The sequence below is a fragment of the Nocardioides sp. NBC_00163 genome, assembly GCF_045206295.1.
Lineage (GTDB): Bacteria > Actinomycetota > Actinomycetes > Propionibacteriales > Nocardioidaceae > Nocardioides.
Map to the genome: position 1 here is coordinate 1,866,648 of NZ_CP108155.1, position 23,281 is coordinate 1,889,928.

Annotated in this window: 20 protein-coding genes; 8 read left to right on the forward strand and 12 right to left on the reverse strand. The window is 69.7% G+C overall.

The annotated features are described in order from the left end of the window. Positions 1 to 15: 15 nt before the first annotated feature. Positions 16 to 1,908: a right-handed parallel beta-helix repeat-containing protein gene (locus OG801_RS08940; protein ID WP_355019269.1), complete on the reverse strand. Its 1,893-nt coding sequence runs from the start codon at positions 1,906 to 1,908 to the stop codon at positions 16 to 18. 233 nt (positions 1,909 to 2,141) lie between these two features. On the opposite strand from OG801_RS08940, the gene OG801_RS08945 reads away from it, so the two are divergent. Next, entirely contained in the window at positions 2,142 to 2,906 is a 765-nt protein-coding gene (locus tag OG801_RS08945; protein WP_355019270.1) for a FadR/GntR family transcriptional regulator, read from the forward strand. Between the two features lie 35 nt (positions 2,907 to 2,941). Here the strand turns inward: OG801_RS08945 and OG801_RS08950 are convergent, their stop codons facing one another. Genes OG801_RS08950 through OG801_RS08960 form a run of 3 tightly spaced genes read right to left on the reverse strand, consistent with a single transcriptional unit; the run spans position 2,942 to position 6,087 of the window. Then, the gene (locus OG801_RS08950; RefSeq protein ID WP_406035309.1) at positions 2,942 to 3,814 is read right to left on the reverse strand and encodes a carbohydrate ABC transporter permease; all 873 of its coding nucleotides are present in this window, start codon (positions 3,812 to 3,814) and stop codon (positions 2,942 to 2,944) included. Beyond that, positions 3,811 to 4,788 carry a carbohydrate ABC transporter permease gene (locus OG801_RS08955; protein WP_406035312.1) on the reverse strand — a complete coding sequence of 326 codons (978 nt, stop codon included), beginning with the start codon at positions 4,786 to 4,788 and terminating at the stop codon, positions 3,811 to 3,813. Before OG801_RS08955 ends, OG801_RS08950 begins: the two co-directional genes overlap by 4 nt. Positions 4,789 to 4,827: 39 nt before the next feature. After that, positions 4,828 to 6,087 carry an ABC transporter substrate-binding protein gene (locus tag OG801_RS08960; RefSeq protein WP_355019273.1) on the reverse strand — a complete coding sequence of 420 codons (1,260 nt, stop codon included), beginning with the start codon at positions 6,085 to 6,087 and terminating at the stop codon, positions 4,828 to 4,830. Between the two features lie 215 nt (positions 6,088 to 6,302). On the opposite strand from OG801_RS08960, the gene OG801_RS08965 reads away from it, so the two are divergent. The 3 genes from OG801_RS08965 to OG801_RS08975 all read left to right on the forward strand — a co-directional run bounded on the left by OG801_RS08965 (position 6,303) and on the right by OG801_RS08975 (position 9,528). Next, positions 6,303 to 7,289 (forward strand): hydroxyacid dehydrogenase, encoded by a 987-nt coding sequence (locus tag OG801_RS08965; protein WP_406035314.1) that lies wholly within the window; start codon positions 6,303 to 6,305, stop codon positions 7,287 to 7,289. Further along, positions 7,286 to 8,761: a hypothetical protein gene (locus OG801_RS08970; protein WP_406035315.1), complete on the forward strand. Its 1,476-nt coding sequence runs from the start codon at positions 7,286 to 7,288 to the stop codon at positions 8,759 to 8,761. Before OG801_RS08965 ends, OG801_RS08970 begins: the two co-directional genes overlap by 4 nt. Positions 8,762 to 8,835: 74 nt before the next feature. Further along, complete coding sequence (locus tag OG801_RS08975; protein WP_406035317.1) at positions 8,836 to 9,528, forward strand: sugar phosphate isomerase/epimerase family protein; 693 nt, start codon at positions 8,836 to 8,838, stop codon at positions 9,526 to 9,528. Between the two features lie 19 nt (positions 9,529 to 9,547). Here OG801_RS08975 and OG801_RS08980 read toward each other — a convergent pair whose 3' ends face one another. The 7 genes from OG801_RS08980 to OG801_RS09010 form a co-directional block, all read right to left on the reverse strand. Then, on the reverse strand, positions 9,548 to 12,211 hold the full coding sequence (locus OG801_RS08980; RefSeq protein WP_406035318.1) for a right-handed parallel beta-helix repeat-containing protein: 2,664 nt from the start codon (positions 12,209 to 12,211) through the stop codon (positions 9,548 to 9,550). Positions 12,212 to 12,309: 98 nt separating this feature from the next. Then, positions 12,310 to 13,158 carry an amidohydrolase family protein gene (locus OG801_RS08985; RefSeq protein WP_406035320.1) on the reverse strand — a complete coding sequence of 283 codons (849 nt, stop codon included), beginning with the start codon at positions 13,156 to 13,158 and terminating at the stop codon, positions 12,310 to 12,312. Continuing rightward, positions 13,151 to 13,474, reverse strand: coding sequence for an L-rhamnose mutarotase (locus tag OG801_RS08990; protein WP_406035322.1), 324 nt, complete (start codon positions 13,472 to 13,474; stop codon positions 13,151 to 13,153). The genes OG801_RS08985 and OG801_RS08990 overlap by 8 nt, the downstream gene beginning before the upstream one ends. Before the next feature lie 33 nt (positions 13,475 to 13,507). Next, positions 13,508 to 14,113: a lactate utilization protein C gene (locus OG801_RS08995; protein ID WP_406035323.1), complete on the reverse strand. Its 606-nt coding sequence runs from the start codon at positions 14,111 to 14,113 to the stop codon at positions 13,508 to 13,510. After that, positions 14,100 to 15,536 carry a LutB/LldF family L-lactate oxidation iron-sulfur protein gene (locus OG801_RS09000; RefSeq protein WP_406035324.1) on the reverse strand — a complete coding sequence of 479 codons (1,437 nt, stop codon included), beginning with the start codon at positions 15,534 to 15,536 and terminating at the stop codon, positions 14,100 to 14,102. The genes OG801_RS08995 and OG801_RS09000 overlap by 14 nt, the downstream gene beginning before the upstream one ends. Further along, positions 15,536 to 16,267 (reverse strand): (Fe-S)-binding protein, encoded by a 732-nt coding sequence (locus tag OG801_RS09005; protein WP_406036261.1) that lies wholly within the window; start codon positions 16,265 to 16,267, stop codon positions 15,536 to 15,538. Before OG801_RS09005 ends, OG801_RS09000 begins: the two co-directional genes overlap by 1 nt. Positions 16,268 to 16,272: 5 nt before the next feature. Continuing rightward, a complete protein-coding gene (locus OG801_RS09010; RefSeq protein WP_355019282.1) occupies positions 16,273 to 17,223 on the reverse strand; it encodes an aldo/keto reductase in 951 nt (316 codons plus the stop codon). 149 nt (positions 17,224 to 17,372) lie between these two features. Here OG801_RS09010 and OG801_RS09015 point away from each other — a divergent pair, with 149 nt between their 5' ends. Genes OG801_RS09015 through OG801_RS09030 form a run of 4 tightly spaced genes read left to right on the forward strand, consistent with a single transcriptional unit; the run spans position 17,373 to position 20,689 of the window. Continuing rightward, entirely contained in the window at positions 17,373 to 18,233 is an 861-nt protein-coding gene (locus OG801_RS09015) for a fumarylacetoacetate hydrolase family protein (RefSeq protein WP_406035326.1), read from the forward strand. Beyond that, positions 18,230 to 18,997 carry an SDR family NAD(P)-dependent oxidoreductase gene (locus OG801_RS09020; RefSeq protein ID WP_406035328.1) on the forward strand — a complete coding sequence of 256 codons (768 nt, stop codon included), beginning with the start codon at positions 18,230 to 18,232 and terminating at the stop codon, positions 18,995 to 18,997. The genes OG801_RS09015 and OG801_RS09020 overlap by 4 nt, the downstream gene beginning before the upstream one ends. A 16-nt stretch (positions 18,998 to 19,013) precedes the next feature. Beyond that, the gene (locus OG801_RS09025) at positions 19,014 to 19,712 is read left to right on the forward strand and encodes a FadR/GntR family transcriptional regulator (protein WP_355019285.1); all 699 of its coding nucleotides are present in this window, start codon (positions 19,014 to 19,016) and stop codon (positions 19,710 to 19,712) included. Then, the gene (locus OG801_RS09030) at positions 19,709 to 20,689 is read left to right on the forward strand and encodes a D-glycerate dehydrogenase (RefSeq protein ID WP_355019286.1); all 981 of its coding nucleotides are present in this window, start codon (positions 19,709 to 19,711) and stop codon (positions 20,687 to 20,689) included. Before OG801_RS09025 ends, OG801_RS09030 begins: the two co-directional genes overlap by 4 nt. Positions 20,690 to 20,739: 50 nt before the next feature. Here OG801_RS09030 and OG801_RS09035 read toward each other — a convergent pair whose 3' ends face one another. Then, a complete protein-coding gene (locus OG801_RS09035; RefSeq protein ID WP_406035331.1) occupies positions 20,740 to 23,145 on the reverse strand; it encodes a glycosyl hydrolase family 95 catalytic domain-containing protein in 2,406 nt (801 codons plus the stop codon). Positions 23,146 to 23,281: the final 136 nt, after the last annotated feature.

Consider the following 23,281-nt stretch of genomic DNA (forward strand, 5'->3'; position numbering starts at 1 on the left):
TCCAAGGGCGGGTCCCTAGGAGCGGGCCGCCTCGATCTGGGCAGTCACGTCGTAGGGGAACTCCGAGGTGATGCCGATCTTGTCGTACTCCATCTTCGAGGCGTCGAACCCGTCGTTCCAGTTGCCGTTGGTGACCTCGTTGCACTGGTAGGACTGGTAGGACTGGTCGGTGGTTTCTCCGACCTCGATGTTGGCGAAGGAGAACCCGCAGCCGCCGGCGTCCATGTGGATGCCGCGCGTACCGGAGTCGGGCATCTCCCCGACCGGGTCGGTCAGTACGTCACCGATCACCATCTGCTCCACCTTGTTCTTGACGGGGTGCGGATCCTGGTTGGCCACGCCGTACGTGTAGAACGCGCCCATGTCACCCGAGTCCAGGCCGGCGTTCTGGATCTCGATGTAGCGGAAGGTGTTGTTGTCGGTGTACTGCTCGCCGTCGATGACCTCCGGACGCGACTCCAGGCTGATGCCGTACCGCGCGGAGTGGTTGACGAAGACGTTCTCGACCAGGTTGTTGCCGGTGTCCATCAGCTCGATCCCGGAAGCGTCGCCGGGCACCAGCTCGCCGATGTGGTCGATGAACACGTTGGAGATCGTGTGTCCGTGGCTCAGGTCGCCCTCGCCGGGCCAACCGCCCTCGATCTTGATCGCGTCCGCGCCGATGTTCTCGAACAGGCTGTTGGTGACCTTCAGCCCCTCGTTGGCGAACAGGGCGTAGACACCCATGAACCCGGTGTCGGAGACATGCAGGTTGGTCAGCGTGATGTCCTTGGTGTTCTCCAGAGTGATCGCACCGAACCGGTTGCGCGGCATCTCGATCTGCCGGTCGTACTCGGGGTACTTGTGGGGCTCACCCGAGTCGCCCGCCGAGATCCATCCCGCGCGGTACCAGTCGACGAAGTCGCTGTGCTGCAGCCCGATCCCGTCGAAGGTGATGTCGTGTGCGCGCCGCTCCGGCGTCGCACCCTTCACATCGATCAGCTTCTTCACCGTCGGCGCCATGATCCGCACCTTGCTGATGTCGCCCTTCGGCTTGTAGTAGACCTCGTTGTTGGCGTAGTCGAAGTAGTACTCACCCGCCTGGTCGAGGAACGGGAGAGCGTTCTGGATGAAGTAGCGCGAGCCGCCACCGCTGTTGACCAGCGCGTAGCGGGTCCAGTACTTCAGCGTGGTGAAGCCCTTGCGGTAGTCGGCCCCACCGAGCGGCACGGTGTCGGTGAACCAGCTCCAGGAGCCACCGGACCACACGGTCACCTGGGCGTTGGCCAAGGGGTTGCTGGTCGGGGTGTCGTCCCACGCCGGGTCCCAGTCACCCTCCTCCCAGTACAGCCACTGCCGCACAGCCTCCTTCTCGGGCTCGCCGAGCTTGGAGAAGAGGTACGGCCCGTGCGAGTCCTCCGACCCACGGTTGGGATAACGGGCGACCTCGGCTCGTGCACCGTCCTCGAACAGCGTGTAGAACCGCTGCCCCGGCTCGACCTTGGTCTTGTAGATCCCGTCGCGGAACGGCTCCCACCCGGTCAGCTCCTTCGCGCCGGTCACGACCGCCTTACCCGGTCCGTCCACCGACCGGTAGACCACGTCGTGGCCGTTGCTCCCGCTGTCGCGGTCATCGAGCTCGAGCGTGGAGTCCACCTGGTACTCGCCGGCCCGGACGTTGACCGTGACGTCGCAACCCATCTGGGCATTGAGCTTCTTGTCGCGGATCTGGTCGCGGGCACGCTCCAGGGTCGCGAACGGCGCGCTCTCCGACCCGGCGGCCTTGTCGCTGCCGTCGGTCGAGACCCAGAGGGCCTTGCACTTTCCTCCCGCCGCGTCGGCGGTTTGCGTGGTGACCGCGAAGCCGGTGACCGCTACGACGGCCGCCGCGGCCAACGCGCCCAGGCGGCGCGTCATTGGTTGCTGCATGGTCCGTTCCCTTCTCTATGGGGGCGGAGCGCCCGGCGAGAGACAGAAGGACCACCCAAGGGTGGCCGTGCGGCCTCCGAGACGAGCTCCGTGTGACATACGCCACGCAACTAGGGTGATGTCATACATATGACGTGTCAAGAGCTGACTGGATGATGAGATGCCTCGCATGGGTCCACGCCGCACGGTCAGATGAGCGTCGCGGCGACGTACGATGTCCTACACTTACGGTTATGCCGCAACCGCTTTCCCGGACCACCACGGTCCTCTCCCAGCCGCGTGACCGGCAGCCGATGCTCGGCGTGGTCGTCGTCGACGAGCTCGTCGACGCGATCGTCTCCGGGCGCCTGGCTCCGGGCGACGCGCTGCCGCCCGAAGGACCGCTCAGCGAGCAGTTCGGCGTGAGCCGCACGGTCGTACGCGAGTCCGTGAAGCGCATCGAGGAGAAGGGCCTCGTCACGATCGCGCGCGGGCGTGGCACCGAGGTGCGCCCGATGACGGCGTGGAACACGATGGACCGAGTGGTCCTCTCCGCCTTGATCAAGCACGACGAGACTCTGGGCATCCTCGACGAGCTCAGCGTCGTCCGTGCCCAGCTCGAGTCGGTGATGGCGGCAGAGGCCGCCCAGCGGCGATCGGACGAGCAGGTCGCCGAGCTCGACCGGGCGATGCAGCGGATGCGAGAGAGCACCGCCGACGAGGACGTCTTCCGCGCCGCCGACGTAGCCTTCCACGAGACCGTCATGGAGCTCTCCCGCAACCGGCTCGCCGGCAACATCGCTCGTACGCTGATGGACCACGCGCTGGAGAGCTCCCGCTACCACGGGGTCGACACACCCGACGCGTTTGCCGTGACCCTGCGTGAGCACGAGGCCGTGCACGCCGCGATCTCCGAGGGCGACTCGGTGCGGGCGCAGGACGCGATGAACAACCACATCCTCGAGGCATGGCGCCGCCGCAGGCTGCCCCTGCCCGACGCCGGCAACCGCGAGGACTGAGCCCGTGCGTGGGCGGCCACCCGGCCGCCCACGCCTCACCCCTTGACCGCTCCGGCGGCCAGGCCGCTCATCACCCAGCGCTGCGTGAGCACGAAGACCACCAGGATGGGCAGCACGGCCAGCAGCAGAGTGGGAAACACCTGCGTGTAATCGGCGGAGTACTCGCCCACCGAGGCGTAGACACCGGTGGTGACCGTGTAGAGGCCCGAGCCGGGACCCAGGATGAGCTGCGGGCTGGCGAAGTCGTTCCACACGCTCAAGGTGTTCAGGATGAACACGGTCGCCACGATCGGCTTCATGAGCGGCAGGATGATCGTCCACAACGTCCGGTACGGACCGGCGCCGTCGATCGCCGCCGCCTCGTCGAGCGAGGCGGGCAGCATCCGGATGAACCCGGTGAAGACGAAGATCGTGAACGGCACCGTCGCCGAGGCCATGAAGAGCACCAGCCCGGGGAACGTCGACATCAGCCCGAGCGCCCGGAGCACGAAGATCACCGGTACGAGGATCACCTGGGTCGGGATGAACATGCCTGAGATGAAGAACAGCAGCGCCGCACCGAACACAGGGCGAGGCGAACGGGCGATGACGTACGCCGCGGGCGCGCACACACCGATGGAGACGATGTTGACGCAGATGACCAACCCGATCGTCACGGCGTAGCCGAACGCGATGTCGAAGTCCGGGTTGTTCCAGGCAGCGACGAGATGCTCGAGCGTGAACTGGCCGGGCGAGAGCGAGAAGGGCCTGCTGACGATGTCGCGCTGGTCCTTGAACGCGTTGACGACCAGGAGGTACATCGGGACCAGCATGAACAGGCACAGCGCGGTGACCGCGGCGTACCAGGCCGGCGTACGACGCTCGCCGGTCAGGCTCCGGCGACCCGTCAGTGCTCGCAGGGCGCTCATTCCTGGACTCCCTGGTCGTGACGGCGTCGCAGCGCGAGCACGCCGAACGCGAGGATCGCAGCCACCAGGATGAGGACCACGGCCTCAGCCGAGGCCAGCCCGACCTGCCGCTTGGGGAACTCCACGGCGAGGATCTGATAGGCGAAGGTCTTCGTGGAACCCGCCGGCCCGCCGCCGGTCAGGGACACGACGACGTCGTAGGTCTTGATCAACGAGATCATCGAGGTGATCAGGGCCACCGTCACCGACGGCGCGAGAGCCGGCCAGGTGACGTGGCGGAAGGTCTGCCAGCGATTGGCGCCGTCCATGCGCGAGGCCTCCAAGAGCTCGGCGGGCACGGCCTGGAGCCCGGCGAGATAGATGAGCAGCTGGACGCCGAACTGCGCCCAGGCGATGACGAGGATCAGGGTGGCGAGCGCCCAGGTCTCGTCGCTGAGGAACGGGAGCGGGCTGCTCCCCACGCTCTCCAGCAGCGAGTTGACGGCGCCCTGCGGGCCCAGGATCGCCGACCAGAGGAAGCCGACCACGATCAGGCTGAGCACGTGAGGGTAGAACATGACCACCCGGGCGAACGCGGTGAAGCGGGTGGTCCGCCACAGCAGGAGAGCCAGGCCCAGTGCCGCGGCGTTGATCACCATCGACCCCGCGACCGCGACGATCGCGGTCACGACCATGGAGCCTCTGACGTCAGCGGACTCGAAGAGCCTCACGTAGTTGTCGAAGCCGACGATCTCCGGAGTCTGTGTCGGGAAGCCGTTGTAGTCGGTGAAGCTGTAGTAGACGGCGTACCCGACGGGCACGACGAGGAGGCCGACGAAGACCACCAACGCGGGCAGCACCATCGAGGCCTCCACCCACCGCGAGGTGCGTGGACGGGAACCAGATGACCGGCCGATCGGCCGGCGAGGCCGGGCCCCTCCCTCCCGCGGCAGGTCCGCTGCCGCGGGAGGGGTGTCGGTGTTGCTGGCGCTCATGAGAGCCATCATCGTTCTCCTCGTCGTGGCCCCGAGGGGTCAGCCATTCTGCTCGGCCCAGTCGTCGAGCGCCTTCGCGGCGTCCTCGGGGCTGGTTCCGGTGTAGAGGCTCTGCACGATCTCGGTGAACTTGTCGTTGAGGCCCACGACGGGCAGGCGGATGTCGCCCGCGCCCTCGCCCACCGTCACCAGCTCGGGTGCCTCGTCGATGATCGCCTGGATCTCCGTCGCGACCGGGGACTGCTCGACGGAGGCTCCGGCACGGAACACGCCGTCGGCGGTCAGCTGGCTCTCGATCGCAGCCTGGTCGGTCACGAGGTACTCGACGAGCTGGAGGGCTTCGTCGGAGCGCTCGCTACCGGCGTAGACCATGTAGGGGCTGGCCATGGTGGCGCCCTGAGGGCCGGGGTAGGCCATGCCCTTGTCCACCGGCGGGGAGAAGACGCCCACCTCGAAGGGGAGCTCGCCCGCGTTGTCCAGGCTGGCGACGAGCCAGCTCCCGAGCGGGTACATCCCGACCTTGCCGTCCATGAAGTTGGCGTCGGCCGTGGTCGGGTCGAGGCCGACATCGGTCTTCTTGATGTAGCCGTCGCCCAGCCAGGTGGCGTAGTGCTCGAACATCGGCTCAAAGGCGTCACCGAGGGTCAGCTTCTCGTCGGCGACGGCCGACTGCCACTCGGGCTGCTCGGTGTTGAGGGTGGGGTGCCACAGCTGCTGGAGCTGGAGGCCGGTCTCCCACTGGCCCGCGGTCTGCAGCGGGGTGTAGCCGGCCTCGGCGAGTTTGCCGAGCGCGGCGTCGAACTCGTCCCAGGTCTGCGGGGTGGCCTTGACGCCGGCCTTCTCGAAGGCCGTCTTGTTGTAGTAGACGAGCGACTGCGCCTGGGAGCCGACACCGGCGACCAGTCGCTTGCCGTCGATGGCGTAGGTGTCGACCATCGGCGTGTCCTCGACCCAGCTCTCGTCGGAGAGGTCGAGCACCTCAGGAGCGATCTGGTCGTCCGGGAAGATCGACTGCACCACGTCGGGGGCGGTGCCCGCAGCGAGCTGAGAGCTGAAGGTCTCGCTCACGTTGGTGCCGGTCGGACCCTCGATCTTGACGTCGATGCCGGTCTCGTCCTCGAAAGGCTTCACCAGATCGTTCCAGAAGTCCTTGGTGAGGTTGTCGGTCAGGTTGACCAGCACCCGCACCTCCTTGCTGTCGTCGCTGGCGGCGCCGTTGCCTCCGCAGGCCGCGGTCGCGATCAGGGGAAGCAGAACCGCTGCGACAGCACCCGCCCTCCACAAGCGTCGTGTCTCCACAGGAATCTCCGTTTCGTCGTCCGTCGATCTTCATCCGACGGAGGTTGTTCGCGTGGACTCTGGCGATTCGGACTGCCGACCACCGGAGTGAGGAAAGCGCTATCCCGGGCGCCAACGTGACGAAGATAACACATCTTATGTTTAAATGGGCAAGCCCAGATCTCGCCGTTTCCGAAACGGCCCCGACAGCCTCGACGACCGAGAGGATCCGCCTCGTGCGCGCCGCTTTTGCGATGACTCCCCATCTTCAGCATCGGTTCTTCGATGCACCCCTCCTGGCCGAGCTGGGCGAGCTCGTCGACATCGATGCCGACGAGGTGCTGACGTCCTACGACGACCCACGTGCCGCCGAGGTGGAGGTGCTCATCACCGCCTGGGGCACGCCGACCATCGACGCGTCGGCGCTCGCCCGGATGCCACGGCTGCGCGCGGTCGTCCATGCCGCCAGCTCGGTGAAATACTTCTTCACCGCCGCGGCCTGGGAGCGTGACCTCCGGGTCACCTGCGGCGTGGAGCCCAACGCCCGCCCCGTCGCCGAGTACGCCCTGGCCGCGGTGCTGTGGGCGACGAAGTCGGTCCTGCCGCTGACCGAGCGGTTCCGCGCCGAGCGAGTGGCTTCCGATCTCACCGTCGACGACACCATCGACGGTGCGTACGGCACGACCGTCGGCGTGCTGGGCGCCTCGGCCACGGGCCGGGCACTGATCGAGCTGCTCGCCCCGTTCGACCTCACCGTCCTGGTCAGCGACCCCACGATCGACGCGGCGCGCGCCACCGAGCTGGGCGCCGAGCTCGTCGACCTCGACCAGCTCTTCGCGCGCTCGCGCGTCGTCTCGCTCCACGCACCGCTGCTGCCGCAGACCCGGCACCTCGTCGACGCCCGCCTGCTCGGGATGATGGGCGACGGCGCGACGCTGATCAACACCGCCCGAGGAGGGATCGTCGACCACGACGCGCTCCGCACCGAGCTGGTGTTGGGCCGGCTACGCGCGGTTCTCGATGTGACCGAGCCCGAGCCGCTGGCCGCTGACGATCCGATGTGGAGCCTCCCCAACGTCACCCTGACCCCGCACATCGCCGGCTCGCAGGGCAGTGAGCTGCACCGCCTGGGCCGCGGCGCCGTCGACGAGGTGCGTGCCCTCATCGAGGGCCGGCCGCCTCTGCGCCCGGTCGACCCCACCAGCCTGGCCACCAGCGCATGACCGACACCTTGAAACCGGAGACCGACGTGACGACCCCCACCACTGCGCCCGACCTCGCCCACCTGACCCGCTGGTTCCTGACCTGGGTCACCGACGAAGGGGCGATCAACGGCTTCCACAACCACAGCGTGTGGGGCACGAACCCGGCGACCTTCCTCGACTGGACCAGCGGCCACGCCGCCTTCTCCGCGCCGGCGCTCGGCGCCGTCGCACAGCTCCTCGCCGCGCAGCCCGACGACCGGGCCGCCGAGGTGTGGCGCCGGATGATGCGCTTCCAGAGCAGCGCCCTGCAGGACGACGACCAGTACAAGCACGTCGGCTTCCAGGTCGGGGAGTCGGCCACGACCGGCCTGATCCACAACGCCACCGGCAGCATCGGTCTGCTCCTCGGGCTCAAGCACGCCCGGCACCTGCTCGACGACGCCGAGGTCGACCGCATCGTCGACGTCGTCCGCCGCAACCTGGTCGCCCTCCACTCCTTCGGCGGCGGCCGCCCGGCCGAGGACGGCACCTGCAACCAGGAGTACGCCCGGGTCTGGGTCAAGCTGCTGCTCTCCGAGGTGACCGGTGACGACAGTGGGCTGGCCGAGATCGGCGAGGACCTCGACGTCCTCATCGCCCGCCACCACGAGCCCGGAGTCCCGGACGCCGACTCCTCGGGCACCTGGCGGCAGGCCGAGGATCGGGTCACCGGCGGGATCCTCGAGCCCGCGGAGTACTACGGCCTGATGATCATGCCGCTGCTGCTCGGCCATCTCCGCCTGGGTGAGCAGCGCTACCTCGACGAGGCGGTGCGGCTGTGCCGCCACGTGGCCCGCTCGGCGTGGACCGACGCGGACGGCCAGACCCGCTTCCACCGCTACTGGTACGTCGCACCCAGCACGACCCTGAAGAGCGACACCCCCATGCTGATCGCGGGCATGGGACTGTCGCTGCACGGCATCCGCGAGGTGTGCCGGGTGCGCCCCGACGCCGAGCTCGAGGAGTTCATGGCGCGTTGCCGGGCGACGTACGCGCACTATCAGGCCCCGGCCGGCTACTTCGCCTCGGCGACCCACTGGGGCACCGAGGCCGACGTCGCCCCGAGCACCGCGTGGCACGCCCACGACCTGGTCTTCCTCGCCGACGACGCCGAGGACCCGGGCCCGGACTTCTGGACGACGGTGCTCACGCCCGACGAGCGCCAGTCGGTGCTGATGACCAACCGTGCCGTGTGGGCGGAGCACGGCGTGCACTGGTGCATCCGCAGCCCGCTCACCGCGGGCGACCTCCACCTCTACGGCCGCAAGGACCGGGCGGTGTTCGGGCGCGACTTCTTCGCATGGACCGACAAGGTGCCGCTCGACGACGAACTGCGCTATCCCGAGGCGCCGCTCTTCCTCGAGACCAACGACGGCATGCGTCGCGTGGACACCTCAGATCGCCCCACGGACGTCTCCACGCTGGGCACGACCTACCGGGGCGCGCTCTGAGCACGCCCCCCGGCCGGCCCCTGCTGCGTCCCGGGCTGTGCTCCGTCACGGCCCGTCACCTCCCGACGGACCGGGTGCTCGAGGCCGCCGCGGAGGCCGGTCTGGCCTGCATCGAATGGGGCGCGGACATCCACGCCCCGCCTGCCGGCGACCTGCGCGGTCTGGCCGACGCGACCGCTGCCGCCGGGCTGGTCGTCAGTTCTTACGGCACCTACTGGCGGGCCACGCCGGACGACGGGGTCGCGCTGATCGGCGCGGCCCTGGCGTTGGGTTGCACACGCCTACGCATCTGGGCCGGCACCACCGGCTCGGCCGAGGCCTCCCCCGCCGAGCGCGCCGAGGTCGTACGCCGCGTACAGAGACTGGCCGACGAGGCGGCCGGCCACGGCCTCGAGCTCGCCTTCGAGCACCACGACCTGACGCTCGCGGACACGGTCGAGTCCACGCTCGATCTAGTCGCCGAGGTGGACCGGCCGAACGTCGGCACCTACTGGCAGCCCCGGGTGGGCGAGCCTGCGGAAGTGGCCCTGGCCGGGCTGGCCCGGCTGCTCCCGCACGTACGTGCGGTGCATGCGTTCTCCTGGTGGCCACGTCACGAGCGCCTGCCGTTGGCGGCCCGCGCCGACCTCTGGCCGGCGGCCCTGGAGATGCTCGCTGCCACCGGGCGACCGACGGACGTCCTGCTGGAATTCCTGCCCGACGACGACATGTCGCTGCTGCCGAGCGAGGCAGGTCGCCTGCGCGAGTGGATCGCGCAGACGACCTGACTGCTCTGTCCGAGAAGGCTCAGCCGGCGGCCGGGCCGCCGGGGAGCCCGATGCCGTCCCTGGTGACCAGCCGGTTCCAGTTCGCCACCCACTTCCGGCCGAAGGTCTGCGCGACCTCGCCGGTGTAGCTGAAGCTCAGGGTGTCGAGGTCGAGCCCGGCGGCCTCGAGCGAGGCAGGCTTGCTGAGGTTGGTGTTGATCTTGTCGCTCCACGTGGCGAGGCGATAGGTCGCGGCCGGGTCGGCGAACGAGTTCTCCCCGGCGCGGTACTCCCCGCCGCCGATGATGACCGAGCGGTCGATCGCGTTGCGGGCGGGCACGTAGACGGAGTTGGGGTTCTCCCACACGGTCGCGCGGTCGCAGCCGTTGGTGGCGTCGGGCGCGTAGTCGGCCTTCTTGCAGTCCTCGCCGGTCGCGGTGACGCGCGGGACGTACCAGTCCCCGATCTCCGGGAACACGATCGGCTTCCCGTCGGAGTAGCGGGCCTTGCCGTCGGTGTAGTGACGGTGCCAGCCGGCGACGTCCTCCTCGGTGGCCGAGTACTTCTCGCCCGGCCGTACGTCGAGGAACGAGTTGTAGCGGCTCTGCACCACCCAGCCGTTGGGCACGGGCAGGCCGGTCTCGCCGTTGCGGTGGTAGAGCTGGTCGTGGCCGGTCTGGTCGACGTCGATGAACACGTTGTCCGTCGCCTTGTTGCTGTGGCCCGACTGGAAGAACACACCCGAGTGCGCGTTCTTCACCACGTTGTGGTGGAACCGCATCCCCGAGACGCCGTCGTCCATGTAGAACGCGTCGTTGGACCCGCCGATGGTGTCGAAGAAGTTGTACGCGACCTCGTTGCCCAGATAGGTGTAGTCACGTCCGGTGTAGACGACGCCCTGGTCGCCGGCGTTCTTCACCAGGTCGTAGAAGAAGTTGTGGTTGACGCGCATGTCGTTGCCCATGATCTGCACCGCCATGTGAGGCGCGTCGTGGACGTAGTTGTTCTCGAAGCTGTTGCCGACGCCGTACAGGTAGCCGGCCGGCGTGTAGGTCGAAAGCCGCGAGAAACGAGCGATCTCGTTGTTGCGGGCCACGTTGTCGCCGCGCTCGAGCGTGCTGCGGTCACCGCCGCCGAGCAGGACTCCGCCGCCGCCGAGGTCGTGGAGGTAGGAGTTCTGCACGACGTTGTCGTGGCCGCCGCGTACGGTCTCGTAGTCGGGCAGCGCGGTGATGGACTCGGTGGTCTCGCCGATGCGGATCGCGTCCATGCTGACGTTGGAGATGTCGACGCCGTCGATCAGCGTCTTCTCGGCGTCGAGCAGCTGGACCGCGCTGATCAGCGAGTCCGACATCGACAGGCCCTTCAGCGTCACGCCCGTGGTGCCCTCGAGCCGGAAGATGTTGTCGTCGAAGGCCCGCAGCGTCGCGCTCTTGCCCTCCATCGTCCCGCCCGCCGGCTTGTAGTAGACGACGTCGTTGCCCGCGTGGCGGTCGATGTAGTACTCACCCTCGGCGTCCACCTCGGAGAGGATGTTGATCGCCTTGACCTTGGTGTAGTCGTTGCGGGGCCAGTACATCGAGGGGTACTTGGCGTACATCGTGGTGCCGCTCCAGGAGACCAGCCGCACCATGTCGTTGGCGTAATTGTTGCCGAGGTATCCCGAGAGCCATGCCTCGGTCTCGTACGTCGTGTTGTCGACGTCGGTGAGCTCCTGCGGGTCGGCCTGCACCGGGATGTGGGAGTAGGCGCCGAAGCCGCGGGTGCCGTGGTCGATGATCTCCGGCTCCCCCTCAGGCGCCCAGCCCTGGTAACGGTTGTTCTCGAGCAGACGACCACCGACCTCGTAGAGGGGAGGCGTCATCTTGCGCATCTCGTCCTGGGACCAGGTGTCGCGGTCCGCGGGGTTGGCGAGCTGCTGCTTCTTGTCCTCGAACTGCGCGCGCGGCGTCGTCCCGCTGATCGCCCAGTCGGGCTCCATCCCGAACCGGTCGCGCAGCGTCCACTGGATGAGGTCGTTGGTCGCGGGCACCTTCCACTTGCCGCCGTCCCCGTAGAGGTGACAGCTGGAGTCCGCCCCGGTGCAGCCCTCCTGGTTGGGGAACTGCGCGAGCGTCTGCGTCCCGCCGTCGACGACGAGCTCGGGAGCGAAGGGCTGCGGCAGCCAGTTGAACCCGTTCTTGTAGAGCGTGCCGGGGTCGATGCCCTCGGCGCCCAGGTCGTAGACCCACACGCCCTCGCGCAGGGCCGGCGAGTCGAGTCGGGCGTTCGAGGAGAACTGCGGCTGGGCGAGCTCCTCCTCGGACAGGTCCGCGAGCGACCGCCAGCCTTGGGATTCCAGGGCGTGCGCGCCCGTGAGGCGGACCTTCTCCCCCGCCGCGGCGCGGTAGGTGACCCAGGAGTGCTCGGGACCGGTCAGGTCGATCGCGTCGTCGAGGACGTACTCGCCACCATGGACGATCACCGTGCCTCGGTCCTCCGCGGAGGTACGTCCGGCCAGCGCGTCGCGGGCCGCTTCCACCGTCCGCAGCGGCCGGCTCTTCGTGCCCGGGTCGGCGTCGTCGCCGTCAGGGGCGACGTGGACCGTGAGGGTCGTCTCGGCCGCGGTGGCGGGCTGCGTACCGGCGACGAGGACCGTCGAACCGAGTGCTGCCAGGACCACGGCCGCCGCCGCGCGGGCGCGGCGTGTCGTGCGAGTCTGCATGTCCGTCTCCTTGAGATATGACGTATGACATGTGTCTAACATCACAGACGAGGTGCGGGCAAGCGTTTTCCAATGTTTCCGGAGCCGCGGGACGCCGATCAGGTGGCGAGGCCGTAGACCCGAGCGGCCGTGCCGCCCCAGACGTCGGCGCGGCCGGTGTCGACGAGCCCGGCGAGCACCGTGTCGGCGAGGTCGATCACCCCGCCGTAGGACGAGCGCAGCAGGCAGACCGGCCAGTCCGATCCGATCATGGTGCGCTCGGCGCCGAAGACGTCGATGACGTGCGCAGCCCAGGGAAGCACCGCGTCGATCGGCTGGTCCGGGGCGAGCTCGGTGACGAGCCCGGACAGCTTGCACGCCACCGAGTCATGGCGGGCGAGCGCGGCGACGTGTCCCGCCCACTCGTCGAAGGCGGCAGGCTCGATCACGGGCTTGCCGACGTGATCGAGCACCCAACGTCCGCCAGGGACCTGCTCGACAGCGCCGACGGCAGCCGGCAGCTGGGGCTGGCGCACCAACAGGTCGTAGACGAGGCCGGCATCAGCGACAGCGGTGAGCCCCCGCAGCACCTCGTCACGGAGCAGCCACTCGGGGTCGGGTTCGGACTGCACCAGGTGCCGGATGCCGACCAGGAGGTCTCCCCCGGGGCGCTCGCGCAGCTCGGCGAGCCGGTCGGCGACGTCCGAGGCGGTGAGGTCGACCCAGCCGACGACCCCGAGGATCTCGGGCGTGGCCGCTGCCAGCGCGAGCAGTTCGGGGGTCTCCTCGGCGACCGCGACGGTCTGGACGACGACGGTCCCGGCGATCTCGTGGTCGTCCAGGTGGGGCCGGAGGTCGTCGAAGGAGAAGGAACGCCGGATTGCCGGGAGATCGCGCGTCCATTCCTGGTCGCGGACCTCGAGGTCCCACACATGGTGGTGGGCGTCGATACGCCGGGGCTCAGTCAAGGTGGAAGACCTCGGTCATCGTGGACCACTGCTCGTCCTCGGAGGCGGTGGGCAGCCGCTCCTGGCACGGGGCGGTGACCTCCCACCACTGCTGGGTCACGTCATGGGCAGCGATCGCAGCCATGTCCGCCTCGTAGTCGGTCCCGACGTACTCGAAGTAGCTGAAGAGCCAGCCGTCGCGCAGGAAGATGGAGTAGTTGCGGATGCCGCTCGCGGTCAGGCGCTCGAGCACCTCGGGCCACACAGCGGCGTGCAGCTCGACGTACTCCGCCTCCTTCTCGGGGCGCAGCCGGACCACGGAGCCGTGTCGGGTCATGGTGGGAGTCCTCTCGGTGTGGTGGGCGAAGGGTCAGAGGTCGTCGACGAGGACGACGTGCAGGGCGCGCGGGCCGTGGACGCCCTCGACGCGGTCGAGCTCGATGTCGCTGGTCGCCGACGGGCCGCTGATCCAGGTCTGCGGCATCGCCGGGTCGAGCCGGGCGACGGCCTGCGGGACGCCGGCCACGACCTGGGCGGCTCCGAGCACGCACACGTGCAGGTCCGGCACGAGGGTGAGCGCGCGACGCCCCTGGCCGGGGCCGTGGTCGAGCACGACCGTGCCGGTGGCGGCGATGCCGAGCGCGGCCGCTGAAACGACCGCGTCGATCGCGTCGAGCTCGCCGGCCGACTGCCCGGTGTCGTCGACGGATCCGGGGACCGGCCACGGCAGGCCCGCGGGTACGACGACGCTCCGGCCGGCGACCGCCCGTGCGAGCACCTCGGCGACCTCCGTCGCACGGCACCGGGTGACGGTGGCGCGGTAGTCCTCGACCCTCTCCACGAACCGGGCGAGCACGGTGGACCGGTCGAGGTCGTCGCCGACGACCCGGTAGCCGCGCGGCACCTCAGCGGTCGGGTGGGGCGTGTCGCCGAGCGCCTGCCGGACTCGGCCCAGGATCTCCTCACGGGTGCTCATCGGCACCTCCTTCGGTGCGGCGCCACCAGGCGCGGAATGACTCGGCCGGCGGGTCCGGCAGGTCGCGGGCCTGTGTCCAGGGGCGCGCCCCGGCGCGGCGGGCAAGCCTGATTCCGGTGCCGGTGAGGCGCTCGGCGAGGCCGAGCCGGCGACTGGATGCGAGCGTCGCGCCGGCGGCCTTCATCGCGACCGCCTCGGGCTTGGGTACGCCGCCGCGGTGAGCGTCGACCACCTGCGAGCGCAGCTCCACGAGCACCGAGGGGATGTCGATGCGCACAGGACAGGCCTCGAAGCAGGCGCCGCACAGCGTCGAGGCGTACGGCAGCGAGTCGGTCTGGTCGTCGTGCCCGACACCCTTGAGCAGCGGGTTGAGGATGGCGCCGATGGGGCCCGGGTAGACCGAGCCGTACGCATGGCCGCCGGTGCGCTCGTAGACCGGGCAGACGTTGAGGCAGGCCGAGCAGCGGATGCAGCGCAGCGCCTGCCGGCCGACCTCGTCGCCCAGGGCGCGGGTGCGGCCGTTGTCGAGCAGCACCACGTGCACCTCCTGCGGGCCGTCGTCCGGGGTGACGCCGGACCACACCGAGGTGTAGGGGTTCATCCGCTCCCCCGTCGCCGAGCGCGGCAGGAGCTGGAGGAAGACGTCGAGGTCGTCCCAGGTCGGCACGACCTTCTCGATGCCGACCACCGAGACCAGCACCTCGGGAAGGGTCAGGCACATCCGGCCATTGCCCTCGGACTCCACCACGACGAGGGACCCGGTCTCGGCGACCGCGAAGTTGGCGCCCGAGACACCGACCTTCGCGCGCAGGAACTTCTCGCGCAGGTGCAGGCGGGCGGCCTCCGCGAGCCGCGCGGGCTCGTCGGTGAGGTCGTCAGGAGCGGGACGGCCGACCTCACCCATCGCGGAGGCGAAGATCTCGCGGATCTCGGCGCGGTTGCGGTGGATGGCGGGAACCAGGATGTGGCTCGGCAGGTCGTCGCCGAGCTGCACGATGAGCTCGGCGAGGTCGGTCTCCCAGGCGTCGATGCCGCGGGCGGCCAGCGCCTCGTTGAGACCGATCTCCTGGGTCGCCATCGACTTCACCTTCACCACCTCGGTGGCGTGGTGCGCGGCGGCGATGTCGCCGACGATGCGGCACGCCTCCGCGTCGTCTCTCGCCCAGTGGACGGTCGCGCCGGCCTTCGTGAGCGACTCCTCGAGACGTACCAGATGCTCGTCGAGGTGGAGCAGCACGTTCTCCTTGATCGCCGCACCGGCCAGGCGCAGCTCCTCCCACTCCTCGACCTCGCCGACGACGGCGGCGCGCTTGGCGCGGATGGTGCCGGTGGCGTGCGCGAGGTTGCGGCGCAGCTGGGAGTCGCCGACCGCCTCGCGGGCAGCCTTCGGGAACACCGGCATCCCGACGAACGTGCCGGTCATCAGGCACCCACCGCGGCAGGCTCGGTCTGGGCCAGGACGTCGGCCAGATGCATGACGCGTACGCCGGCACGCTGCCGTGAGAGCAGGCCTCCGACATGGGTCAGGCAGGACCGGTCACCGGCCACCAGCACCTCAGCCCCGGTCTCGCGTACGTGCCGGGCCTTGTCGGAGCCCATGGCGATCGACGTGTCGGAGTTCTTCATCGCGAAGGTGCCGCCGAACCCGCAGCATTCGGTCGCGCCGGGCAGGTCCACCAGGTCGATCCCTCGGACCTGCTGGAGCAGCCGCATCGGCCGGTCGCCGACCGCGAGCATCCGCAGCGAGTGGCAGGTCGGGTGGTAGGTCACCCGGTGCGGGAAGTAGGCACCGACGTCCTCGACGCCGAGGACGTCGACGAGGAACTCGCTGAGCTCGTAGACACGCTCGGACGTCTCGCGCGCCGCCGCCCGCAGGCCCTCGTCGCCGCTGCGGCGGGCCACCAGGTCGTGCTGGTGTCGGGCCGATCCGGCGCACGAGCCCGAGGGCGTGACGACTGCGTCGTACCCCTCGAAGGCGCGGACGAAGGTGCGGAGCACCGGCACCGCCTCGTCGAGGTAGCCGGTGTTGACCATCGGCTGGCCGCAGCAGGTCTGGGCCTGGGGGAAGTCCACCTCGACGCCGAGGCGGCGGAGGAGCCGGACGACGTTGCGCCCGGTGTCGGGGAACAGGGCATCGTTGATGCAGGTGACCATGAGGGCTACGCGCACGACGGCACCAGCCCCTGGCCGGCCAGGTCGGCCCACAGCGCGTCGGGGACCGTGGCTGCCAGACGCTCGAGATTCTGCCTCACCTGCTCGGGCCGGCCTGCGCCCGCCACCACCGACACGACCCGCGGATCCTGCAGCGGGTAGTGCAGCGCAGCGGTGGCGATCTCGACCCCGTGGGCCTCGCACACCTCGCCGATCCTCAGCGCGCGCTCGAGGATGTCCTCGGGCACCTCGCCGTAGTTGTACATCGCACCCCTGCGCGGGGTGGTGGCGAGCAGGCCGCTGGAGAACACGGCCGCGGCGACGATCCTGGTGCCGTGCCGGTCGCACGCCTCGAGCAGGCCGTCGGCGACGGACTGATCGAGGAGCGTGTAGCGGTTGGCGACCATGACCACGTCGGCGAGGCCGGTCTCGACCGTCGCGGTGAGAGCCTGGACCGACAGGGAGCCGGTCCCGATCGCGTCGACCATGCCCTCCTCGCGGAGCTTCGCCAGGCCGGTGAGCGCGGTCTCGACTGCCGCCGGGTCACCGGACAGCTCGGGGTCGTGCACGTAGAGGATGTCGACACGGTCGAGGCCGAGCCGGGTCAGCGACTCCTCCAGGCTGCGGCGTACGCCGTCGGCGGAGTAGTCCAGGACCCGGTGCGAGCTCGCCGGGACCGCGAAGCCCATGTCGTCCTGGGACTCCCCGTCCCAGGCGGGGTTGGGCCGCACGAGCCTGCCCACCTTGGTCGAGACGACGAACTCCGACCGCGGACGCGTCGCCAGGAACCGTCCGATCCTCTCCTCCGACAACCCCAGCCCGTAGTGGGGCGCGGTGTCGAAGTGACGTACACCTGCCTGCCAGGCCGCGTCGAGCGTGGCGTGACAGTCCTCGTCGGTGCGCGGCCGGAACAGGTTGCCCATCGGTGCACAGCCGAGTCCGAACAGCGGGATCTCCATCCGCCCTCCTCAACCTCTGACTCCACGGTCATCCGACCGCCACGTCGAGGCTAGACATCTGATGTTTGGGCTGTCAATATGCATTGAGTGCCGTATTCGGCGCTCGTAGACCACCATAGATCCGATTAATCAACGTTGGAGGCCACACCATGAAGTTCGCCCGCCTGGGACCCGCAGGTGAGGAGCTGCCCGTCGTCGTGCTCGAGGACGAGGTGCGCAACCTGGCCGGTCTCACCGACGACATCGACGGAGCCTTCTGGGCCTCCGACGGACCGGCGCGAGCCGCCGCCGCCCTCGCCGCGGGCGACCTTCCTCTCGTCGAAGGCGCCGACACGCTCCGCGTCGGTGCCCCGATCACCCAGCCCGGCGCCATCGTCTGCATCGGCATGAACTACGCCGCGCACGCCGCCGAGTCCGGCTCGGAGCCGCCCTCGGTGCCGGTCATCTTCTTCAAGGCTCCCAACACGATCGCCGGGCCGAACGACACCGTCACGATCCCGCGCAACAGCACCAAGACGGACTGGGAGGTGGAGCTCGGCGTGGTGATCGGGAAGCGCGCGTCCTACCTCGACTCCCCCGACCAGAGCCTGGATCACGTCGCGGGCTTCGTGGTCGCCAACGACCTCTCCGAGCGCGAGTTCCAGCTCGAGATCTCCGGTGGCCAGTGGAGCAAGGGCAAGATCGCCCCCGGCTTCAGCCCGATCGGCCCCTGGGTCGTGACTCCCGACGAGGTCGAGCACCAGAAGCTCACCATGCGCTCCTTCGTCAACGGCGAGCCGCGACAGGGCTCCGTGACCGCCGACCAGATCTTCGACGTCGCGACGGTGATCCACCACCTCAGCCAGTTCATGGTTCTCGACCCGGGCGACCTGATCATGACCGGCACCCCGGAGGGCGTCGCGCTCTCCGGCCGCTTCCCCTACATCCAGCCCGGCGACGTCGTCGAGATCGAGATCGACGGACTCGGCCGCCAGCGCCAGGAGTACGTCGCCTTCGGGGCGCAGGCATGAGCGCCCAGGGAACGCGCGAGCTCGACGGGCTCGTCGCCCTCGTCACCGGTGGCGGCTCCGGCATCGGCGCCGCCGTCGTCGAGGTCCTGCTGGAGCGGGGCGCCCAGGTTGCGGCCCTCGACCTCGACCCCGATGGCATCCACCCCAAGGCCCTCGGCATCCGCGCCGACGTCACCGACGACGCGAGCATCAGGGCCGCGGTGGAGCAGACGGTCGCAGACTTCGGCCGGCTCGACATCGTGGTCAACAACGCTGGCATCGGCGCCCAGGGCACCGTCGAGGACAACCCCGACGAGCAGTGGCACGCGGTCTTCGACGTCAACGTCCTCGGTGCCGTACGAGTCTCGCGCGCCGCGCTCCCGCACCTGCGGAGCTCCTCCGCTGCGGCGATCGTGAACGTCGCCTCGGTGGCCGCGACCACAGGCATCCAGCAACGAGCCGTCTACTCCGCGAGCAAGGGTGCCGTCCAGTCCCTGACGCAGGCCATGGCCGCCGACCACCTCCGGGAGGGCATCCGGGTGAACTGCGTGAACCCCGGCACCGCCGCCACCCCCTGGGTGCAGCGCCTGCTCGACTCGGCCGACGACCCCGAGGCCGAGCGCGCCGCACTGGACGCGCGGCAGCCGCACGGCCGGCTGGTCAGCGCGGACGAGGTCGCCCTCGCGGTCGCGTACCTGGCCAGCCCCTCCTCGGGCTCCACCGCCGGCGTGGCCCTGGCGGTCGACGGCGGCATGGCAACGTTACGGTTGCGACCGACCGAGTGAGAGGACCAGGATCCCGATGGCGCTGACCGACGAGGCGATCGAGAAGATCAAGGAGATGATCCTCGACGGCAGCCTGAAGCCCGGCGACCGTCTCCCGCGCGAGGCCGACCTGTCGGTCCAGCTCGGCATCTCCCGCAGCTCCCTGCGCGAGGCGGTGCGTGCGCTCTCGATGATGCGCATCCTCGACGTACGCCAGGGTGACGGCACCTACGTCACCAGCCTGACGCCGGAGATCCTGCTGGAGACGATGGGCTTCGTCATCGACTTCCACCAGGACTCCAGCGTCCTGGACCTCTTCGAGGTACGCCGGGCGCTGGAGCCGCTGGCCGCCGAGAAGGCGGCCCTGCAGATGCCCCCGGACGAGGCCACCGACCTGCTCGCGCTGGTCGACTCGGTCACGCCCGAGACGTCGCTGGAGGAGGTCGTGGCCAACGACCTGGAGTTCCACCACCGCATCGCCCGCGCGTCGGGCAACACCGTGCTGTGCTCGTTCATCGACGGCGTCGCCAACCGCACCCAGCGGGCCCGGATCTGGCGTGGCGTGACCCAGCAGGACTCCTTCGACCAGACGCAGCGCGAGCATCGCGGCATCGCCCTGGCCATCGCGGACCGACAGCCGAGCATCGCCGCCGCGCTGTCCCTGGCCCACGTCGCGGGCATCGAGAACTGGATCCGCCGCAGCCTCGCCGAGGACCGGGAGGAGGAGCAGGAGTGAGCACGCCGAACCAAGGCCGGCTGCACGTCAGCTTCCGGCCCAGCGACCGCGCCCGCCAGGCGCTGGAGACGCTGCCCGGGCCGGTGACCTGCGCCGCGGATCCTTCCGGGCAGACCCGCGCGGAACTGCTCTCGGACGTACGCGGGGCAGCCGCGCTCGTCTGCCTGCTGACCGACCGGGTCGATGCCGAGCTGCTCGACGCGGCCGGTCCGTCGCTGCGCGTGGTCGCCAACATGGCGGTCGGCCACGACAACATCGACGCCGCCGCCTGCGCCGCTCGTGGCATCACCGTGACCAACACACCGGGCGTGCTCGACGAGGCGACCGCCGACCTCGCCTTCGCGCTGCTGCTCGCCACCTCCCGTCGCGTGGTGGAGGCCGACGCGTTCGTACGCAGCGGCGAGCCCTGGTCCTGGCGGCCGGACCTCTTCGTGGGCCTCGACGTCAGCAGCGGCGCGACCTTGGGCATCGTCGGCCTGGGCCGGATAGGGCTGGCGATGGCGCGACGTGCCCGCGCCTTCGACATGCGCATCGTCGCGACCCCGTCCCGCTCCGCCGGCGAGGAGGCGGCGCGCCTGGGCATCGAGACGCTGCCGCTGCCCGAGCTGCTGGTCGCCTCGGACGTCGTGTCGCTGCACTGCCCGCTGACCCCCGACACCCGGCATCTCGTCGGCGCCGAGGAGCTCCGGCTGATGGGGCCGGGCTCGGTCCTCGTCAACACCGCTCGCGGCCCCATCGTCGACGAGGCCGCCCTGGCGGCCGCGCTGGCCGACGGCACGATCGGCGCAGCGGGACTCGACGTCTTCGAGAACGAGCCGGCTGTCCACCCCGACCTGCTGGCGCTCCCCAACGTCGTCCTGCTGCCGCACATCGGCAGCGCCGGCCGCGCCACCCGCGATCGGATGGCCATGCTCGCGATCGACAATGCCCGCGCCGTGCTCGCCGGCGAGCCCGCGCCGACCCCGGTCCACCCGTAGAAAGACTCAGGGCCGGCCGCGGGACCCCCGCGGCCGGCCCTGAGATCGTCCTACCGCGGAACCACGGTGTAGGTGCTGCCGCGCCGGGTGCCGAACTCGACGACGTTCTCCTCCGGGCGGGAGACGTCCGTCCCCGCCACCTTCACCGGCTGCTGCGTACGCAGCCGGAGCCGGTTGCCGAGCAACGATCGGATCCGCGCCACCTCGACCTTGCCGTCAGCCCACTTCAGGTCGACCTCGAAGCCACCGCGGGCGCGCAGGCCACGTACCTTCCCCTCCGGCCATGCCGCCGGCAGCGCCGCCAGGAGGAAGACCTCCCCGGAGTGGCTCTGCATGATCATCTCCGTGATCCCGGAGACGGCGCCGAAGTTCCCGTCGATCTGGAACGGCGGGTGCAGGTCGAACAGGTTGGGCGCCGTCCGGGACGGGTGCAGCATGTGCTGGACGTGGAGGTAGGCGTTCTCGGGCTCGAGCAGGCGCGCGCGGATGTTCATCTTCCACGCCAGCGACCACCCGGTGGTGACCGCCGGGCCGCGCAGCTCGAGCGCCTTGCGGGCGGCGTCGGCCAGCTCCGGCGTACGCAACGGGCTGATCTGGTCGGAGGGGAAGACGCCCCACAGGTGGGAGACGTGGCGGCTGCGCTCCAGGGCAGCCTCCTCCCAGTCGATCAGCCACTCCTGCAGTTGGCCCAGGTAGCCGATCTGGTTGGGCGGCAGCTGTTCGCGCATCGCCAGCGCCCGCTCGACGAGCGGGTCGTGCTTGCCGAGCGCCTCGGCAGCCTTCTCGAACGCGGTGAACAGGTCACGCAGGATCTGGCAGTCCATCGTCGGACCCGCGCAGATGCTGACCCCTTCGTCGTCCTGCTCGTGGTGCTTGATCTCCGGCGAGTGCGACGGGCAGGTGACCATGTAGCCGGACTGCTCGTCGCGCACCATCGTCTCGAGGAAGAACTCGACCGCGCCCCGCAGCGTCGGGAAGTGCTCGGCGAGGTTCGCCTTGTCGCCGGTGTACTCGTAACGCTCCCAGAACAACAGCGAGAGCCAGGCGCCGCCCATCGGCCAGACCCCGTAGTAGGCGAAGTCGACCGGAGCGGTGCCTCGCCAGCCGTCGGTGTTGTGGTGCGCGACCCAGCCCTTGTCCGAGCCCCACATCTGCTTGGCCGTGTTCCGTCCGACCTCCGCGAGCTCCTCGGTCATCGCGAACATCGGGTCCCAGCACTCGGCGAGGTTGGCCGGGCCGGCGGGCCAGTAGTTCATCTGCGCGTTGATGTTGAGGGTGTACTTCGACTGCCACTCGGGCTGCATCTTGTAGCTCCACAGGCCCTGCAGGTTGGCCGGCTGGCCCGGGGTCCGGGAGGAGGAGATCAGCAGGTAGCGCCCGAACTGGTACCACAGCGCGGCCAGCTGCGGGTCGCCGCCGTCACGGAACACCGCCACCCGCTCGTCGGTCGGCTTCTCGATCGCGGCGGAGGTGCCGAGGTCGATGTCGACCCGGCCGAAGAGCTTCTGATAGTCCCGCACGTGCGCCGAACGCAGCTGGCCGTAGCCTCGCCCGGTGGCCGCCTCGAGGGGCTTCTCCGCGCGGCGTACGTGGTCGGCGTTCACGTCGGCGTAGTTGCGGTAGCTGGTCGCCATCGTGAGCAGCAGCGTCACCGAGGTGGCGTCGCGCACCCGCAGCTGGGTATCGGCGCACTGGACCGTGCCGCCGTCGGTCTCGGCGCGGACGAGGCTGATGAAACGGACCGCGCCCTCCATCCCCTCCGTGGCCCCGCTGATGCCCTCCAGAGCGAGCGTCCGCGCATCGTGGGGCCGCACGTCGCTCTGCTGCGGCGACTGGAAGGTGGCGTTGAACGAGACCTTCTCGGCCTGGTCCGCGGTGAGACGGACGACCATCACCTGGTCCGGGTGGCTGACGAACGACTCGCGGCGGTAGCGCACGCCGCCGACCTCGAACTCCGAGATCGCGGTCGCGGTCCGCAGGTCGAGCGAGCGCCGGTAGGTCGTGGGCTCGCCGTCGAGACCCAGGAACTCGAGCAGCAGGTCACCGACCGGCTGGTAGAAGGCCTGCTCACTGGGCCGTCCCATGAACTCCTTGTCGGCGAGACGCTGGGCGCCCACCCAGTTGTCCTCGAAGATCATCCTGCGGATCTCGGGGAGCGCCTCGGCTCCGCCAGGCGGGTCGTAGCTGTGCGGATGACCGGCCCAGACCGAGTCCTCGTTCAGCATCAGCTTCTCGCTGGCCACACCGCCGAAGACCATCGCGCCCATCCGGCCGTTGCCGATCGCGAGCGCCTGGAGCCACTCCGCGGCGGGCTGGCGGTACCAGAGCTCCAGCGGATTGGTCTCCGGCTCATCGGCGGCGGCCGCGGCCGCCTCGGTGACGACCGGCTGCACCAGGGCGCCGCCCGCCAGCGCCGAGGCCGCCTGCAGCACCCGTCGTCTCGTGAAGTCCACCATCAGCTTCCTCCTGACTCACGCCCCAGGTGGGGCAAACATCGGTTGTTTCAATGTAATAGACATCACACGTCATGTCGATGCTTGCTGAAACATCCGCCTGTTATGACCGATATCGGCCGCGCTGCGATAATCAAGA

Excerpts from the sequence above, each read along its gene's own strand:
- OG801_RS08940 (WP_355019269.1), bottom strand. The coding sequence starts at position 1,908 with ATGCAGCAACCAATGACGCGCCGCCTGGGCGCGTTGGCCGCGGCGGCC.
- OG801_RS08945 (WP_355019270.1), top strand. The coding sequence starts at position 2,142 with ATGCCGCAACCGCTTTCCCGGACCACCACGGTCCTCTCCCAGCCGCGT.
- OG801_RS08950 (WP_406035309.1), bottom strand. The coding sequence starts at position 3,814 with ATGAGCGCCCTGCGAGCACTGACGGGTCGCCGGAGCCTGACCGGCGAG.
- OG801_RS08955 (WP_406035312.1), bottom strand. The coding sequence starts at position 4,788 with ATGAGCGCCAGCAACACCGACACCCCTCCCGCGGCAGCGGACCTGCCG.
- OG801_RS08970 (WP_406035315.1), top strand. The coding sequence starts at position 7,286 with ATGACCGACACCTTGAAACCGGAGACCGACGTGACGACCCCCACCACT.
- OG801_RS08980 (WP_406035318.1), bottom strand. The coding sequence starts at position 12,211 with ATGCAGACTCGCACGACACGCCGCGCCCGCGCGGCGGCGGCCGTGGTC.
- OG801_RS08990 (WP_406035322.1), bottom strand. The coding sequence starts at position 13,474 with ATGACCCGACACGGCTCCGTGGTCCGGCTGCGCCCCGAGAAGGAGGCG.
- OG801_RS08995 (WP_406035323.1), bottom strand. The coding sequence starts at position 14,113 with ATGAGCACCCGTGAGGAGATCCTGGGCCGAGTCCGGCAGGCGCTCGGC.
- OG801_RS09000 (WP_406035324.1), bottom strand. The coding sequence starts at position 15,536 with ATGACCGGCACGTTCGTCGGGATGCCGGTGTTCCCGAAGGCTGCCCGC.
- OG801_RS09005 (WP_406036261.1), bottom strand. The coding sequence starts at position 16,267 with ATGGTCACCTGCATCAACGATGCCCTGTTCCCCGACACCGGGCGCAAC.
- OG801_RS09010 (WP_355019282.1), bottom strand. The coding sequence starts at position 17,223 with ATGGAGATCCCGCTGTTCGGACTCGGCTGTGCACCGATGGGCAACCTG.
- OG801_RS09015 (WP_406035326.1), top strand. The coding sequence starts at position 17,373 with ATGAAGTTCGCCCGCCTGGGACCCGCAGGTGAGGAGCTGCCCGTCGTC.
- OG801_RS09020 (WP_406035328.1), top strand. The coding sequence starts at position 18,230 with ATGAGCGCCCAGGGAACGCGCGAGCTCGACGGGCTCGTCGCCCTCGTC.
- OG801_RS09025 (WP_355019285.1), top strand. The coding sequence starts at position 19,014 with ATGGCGCTGACCGACGAGGCGATCGAGAAGATCAAGGAGATGATCCTC.
- OG801_RS09035 (WP_406035331.1), bottom strand. The coding sequence starts at position 23,145 with ATGGTGGACTTCACGAGACGACGGGTGCTGCAGGCGGCCTCGGCGCTG.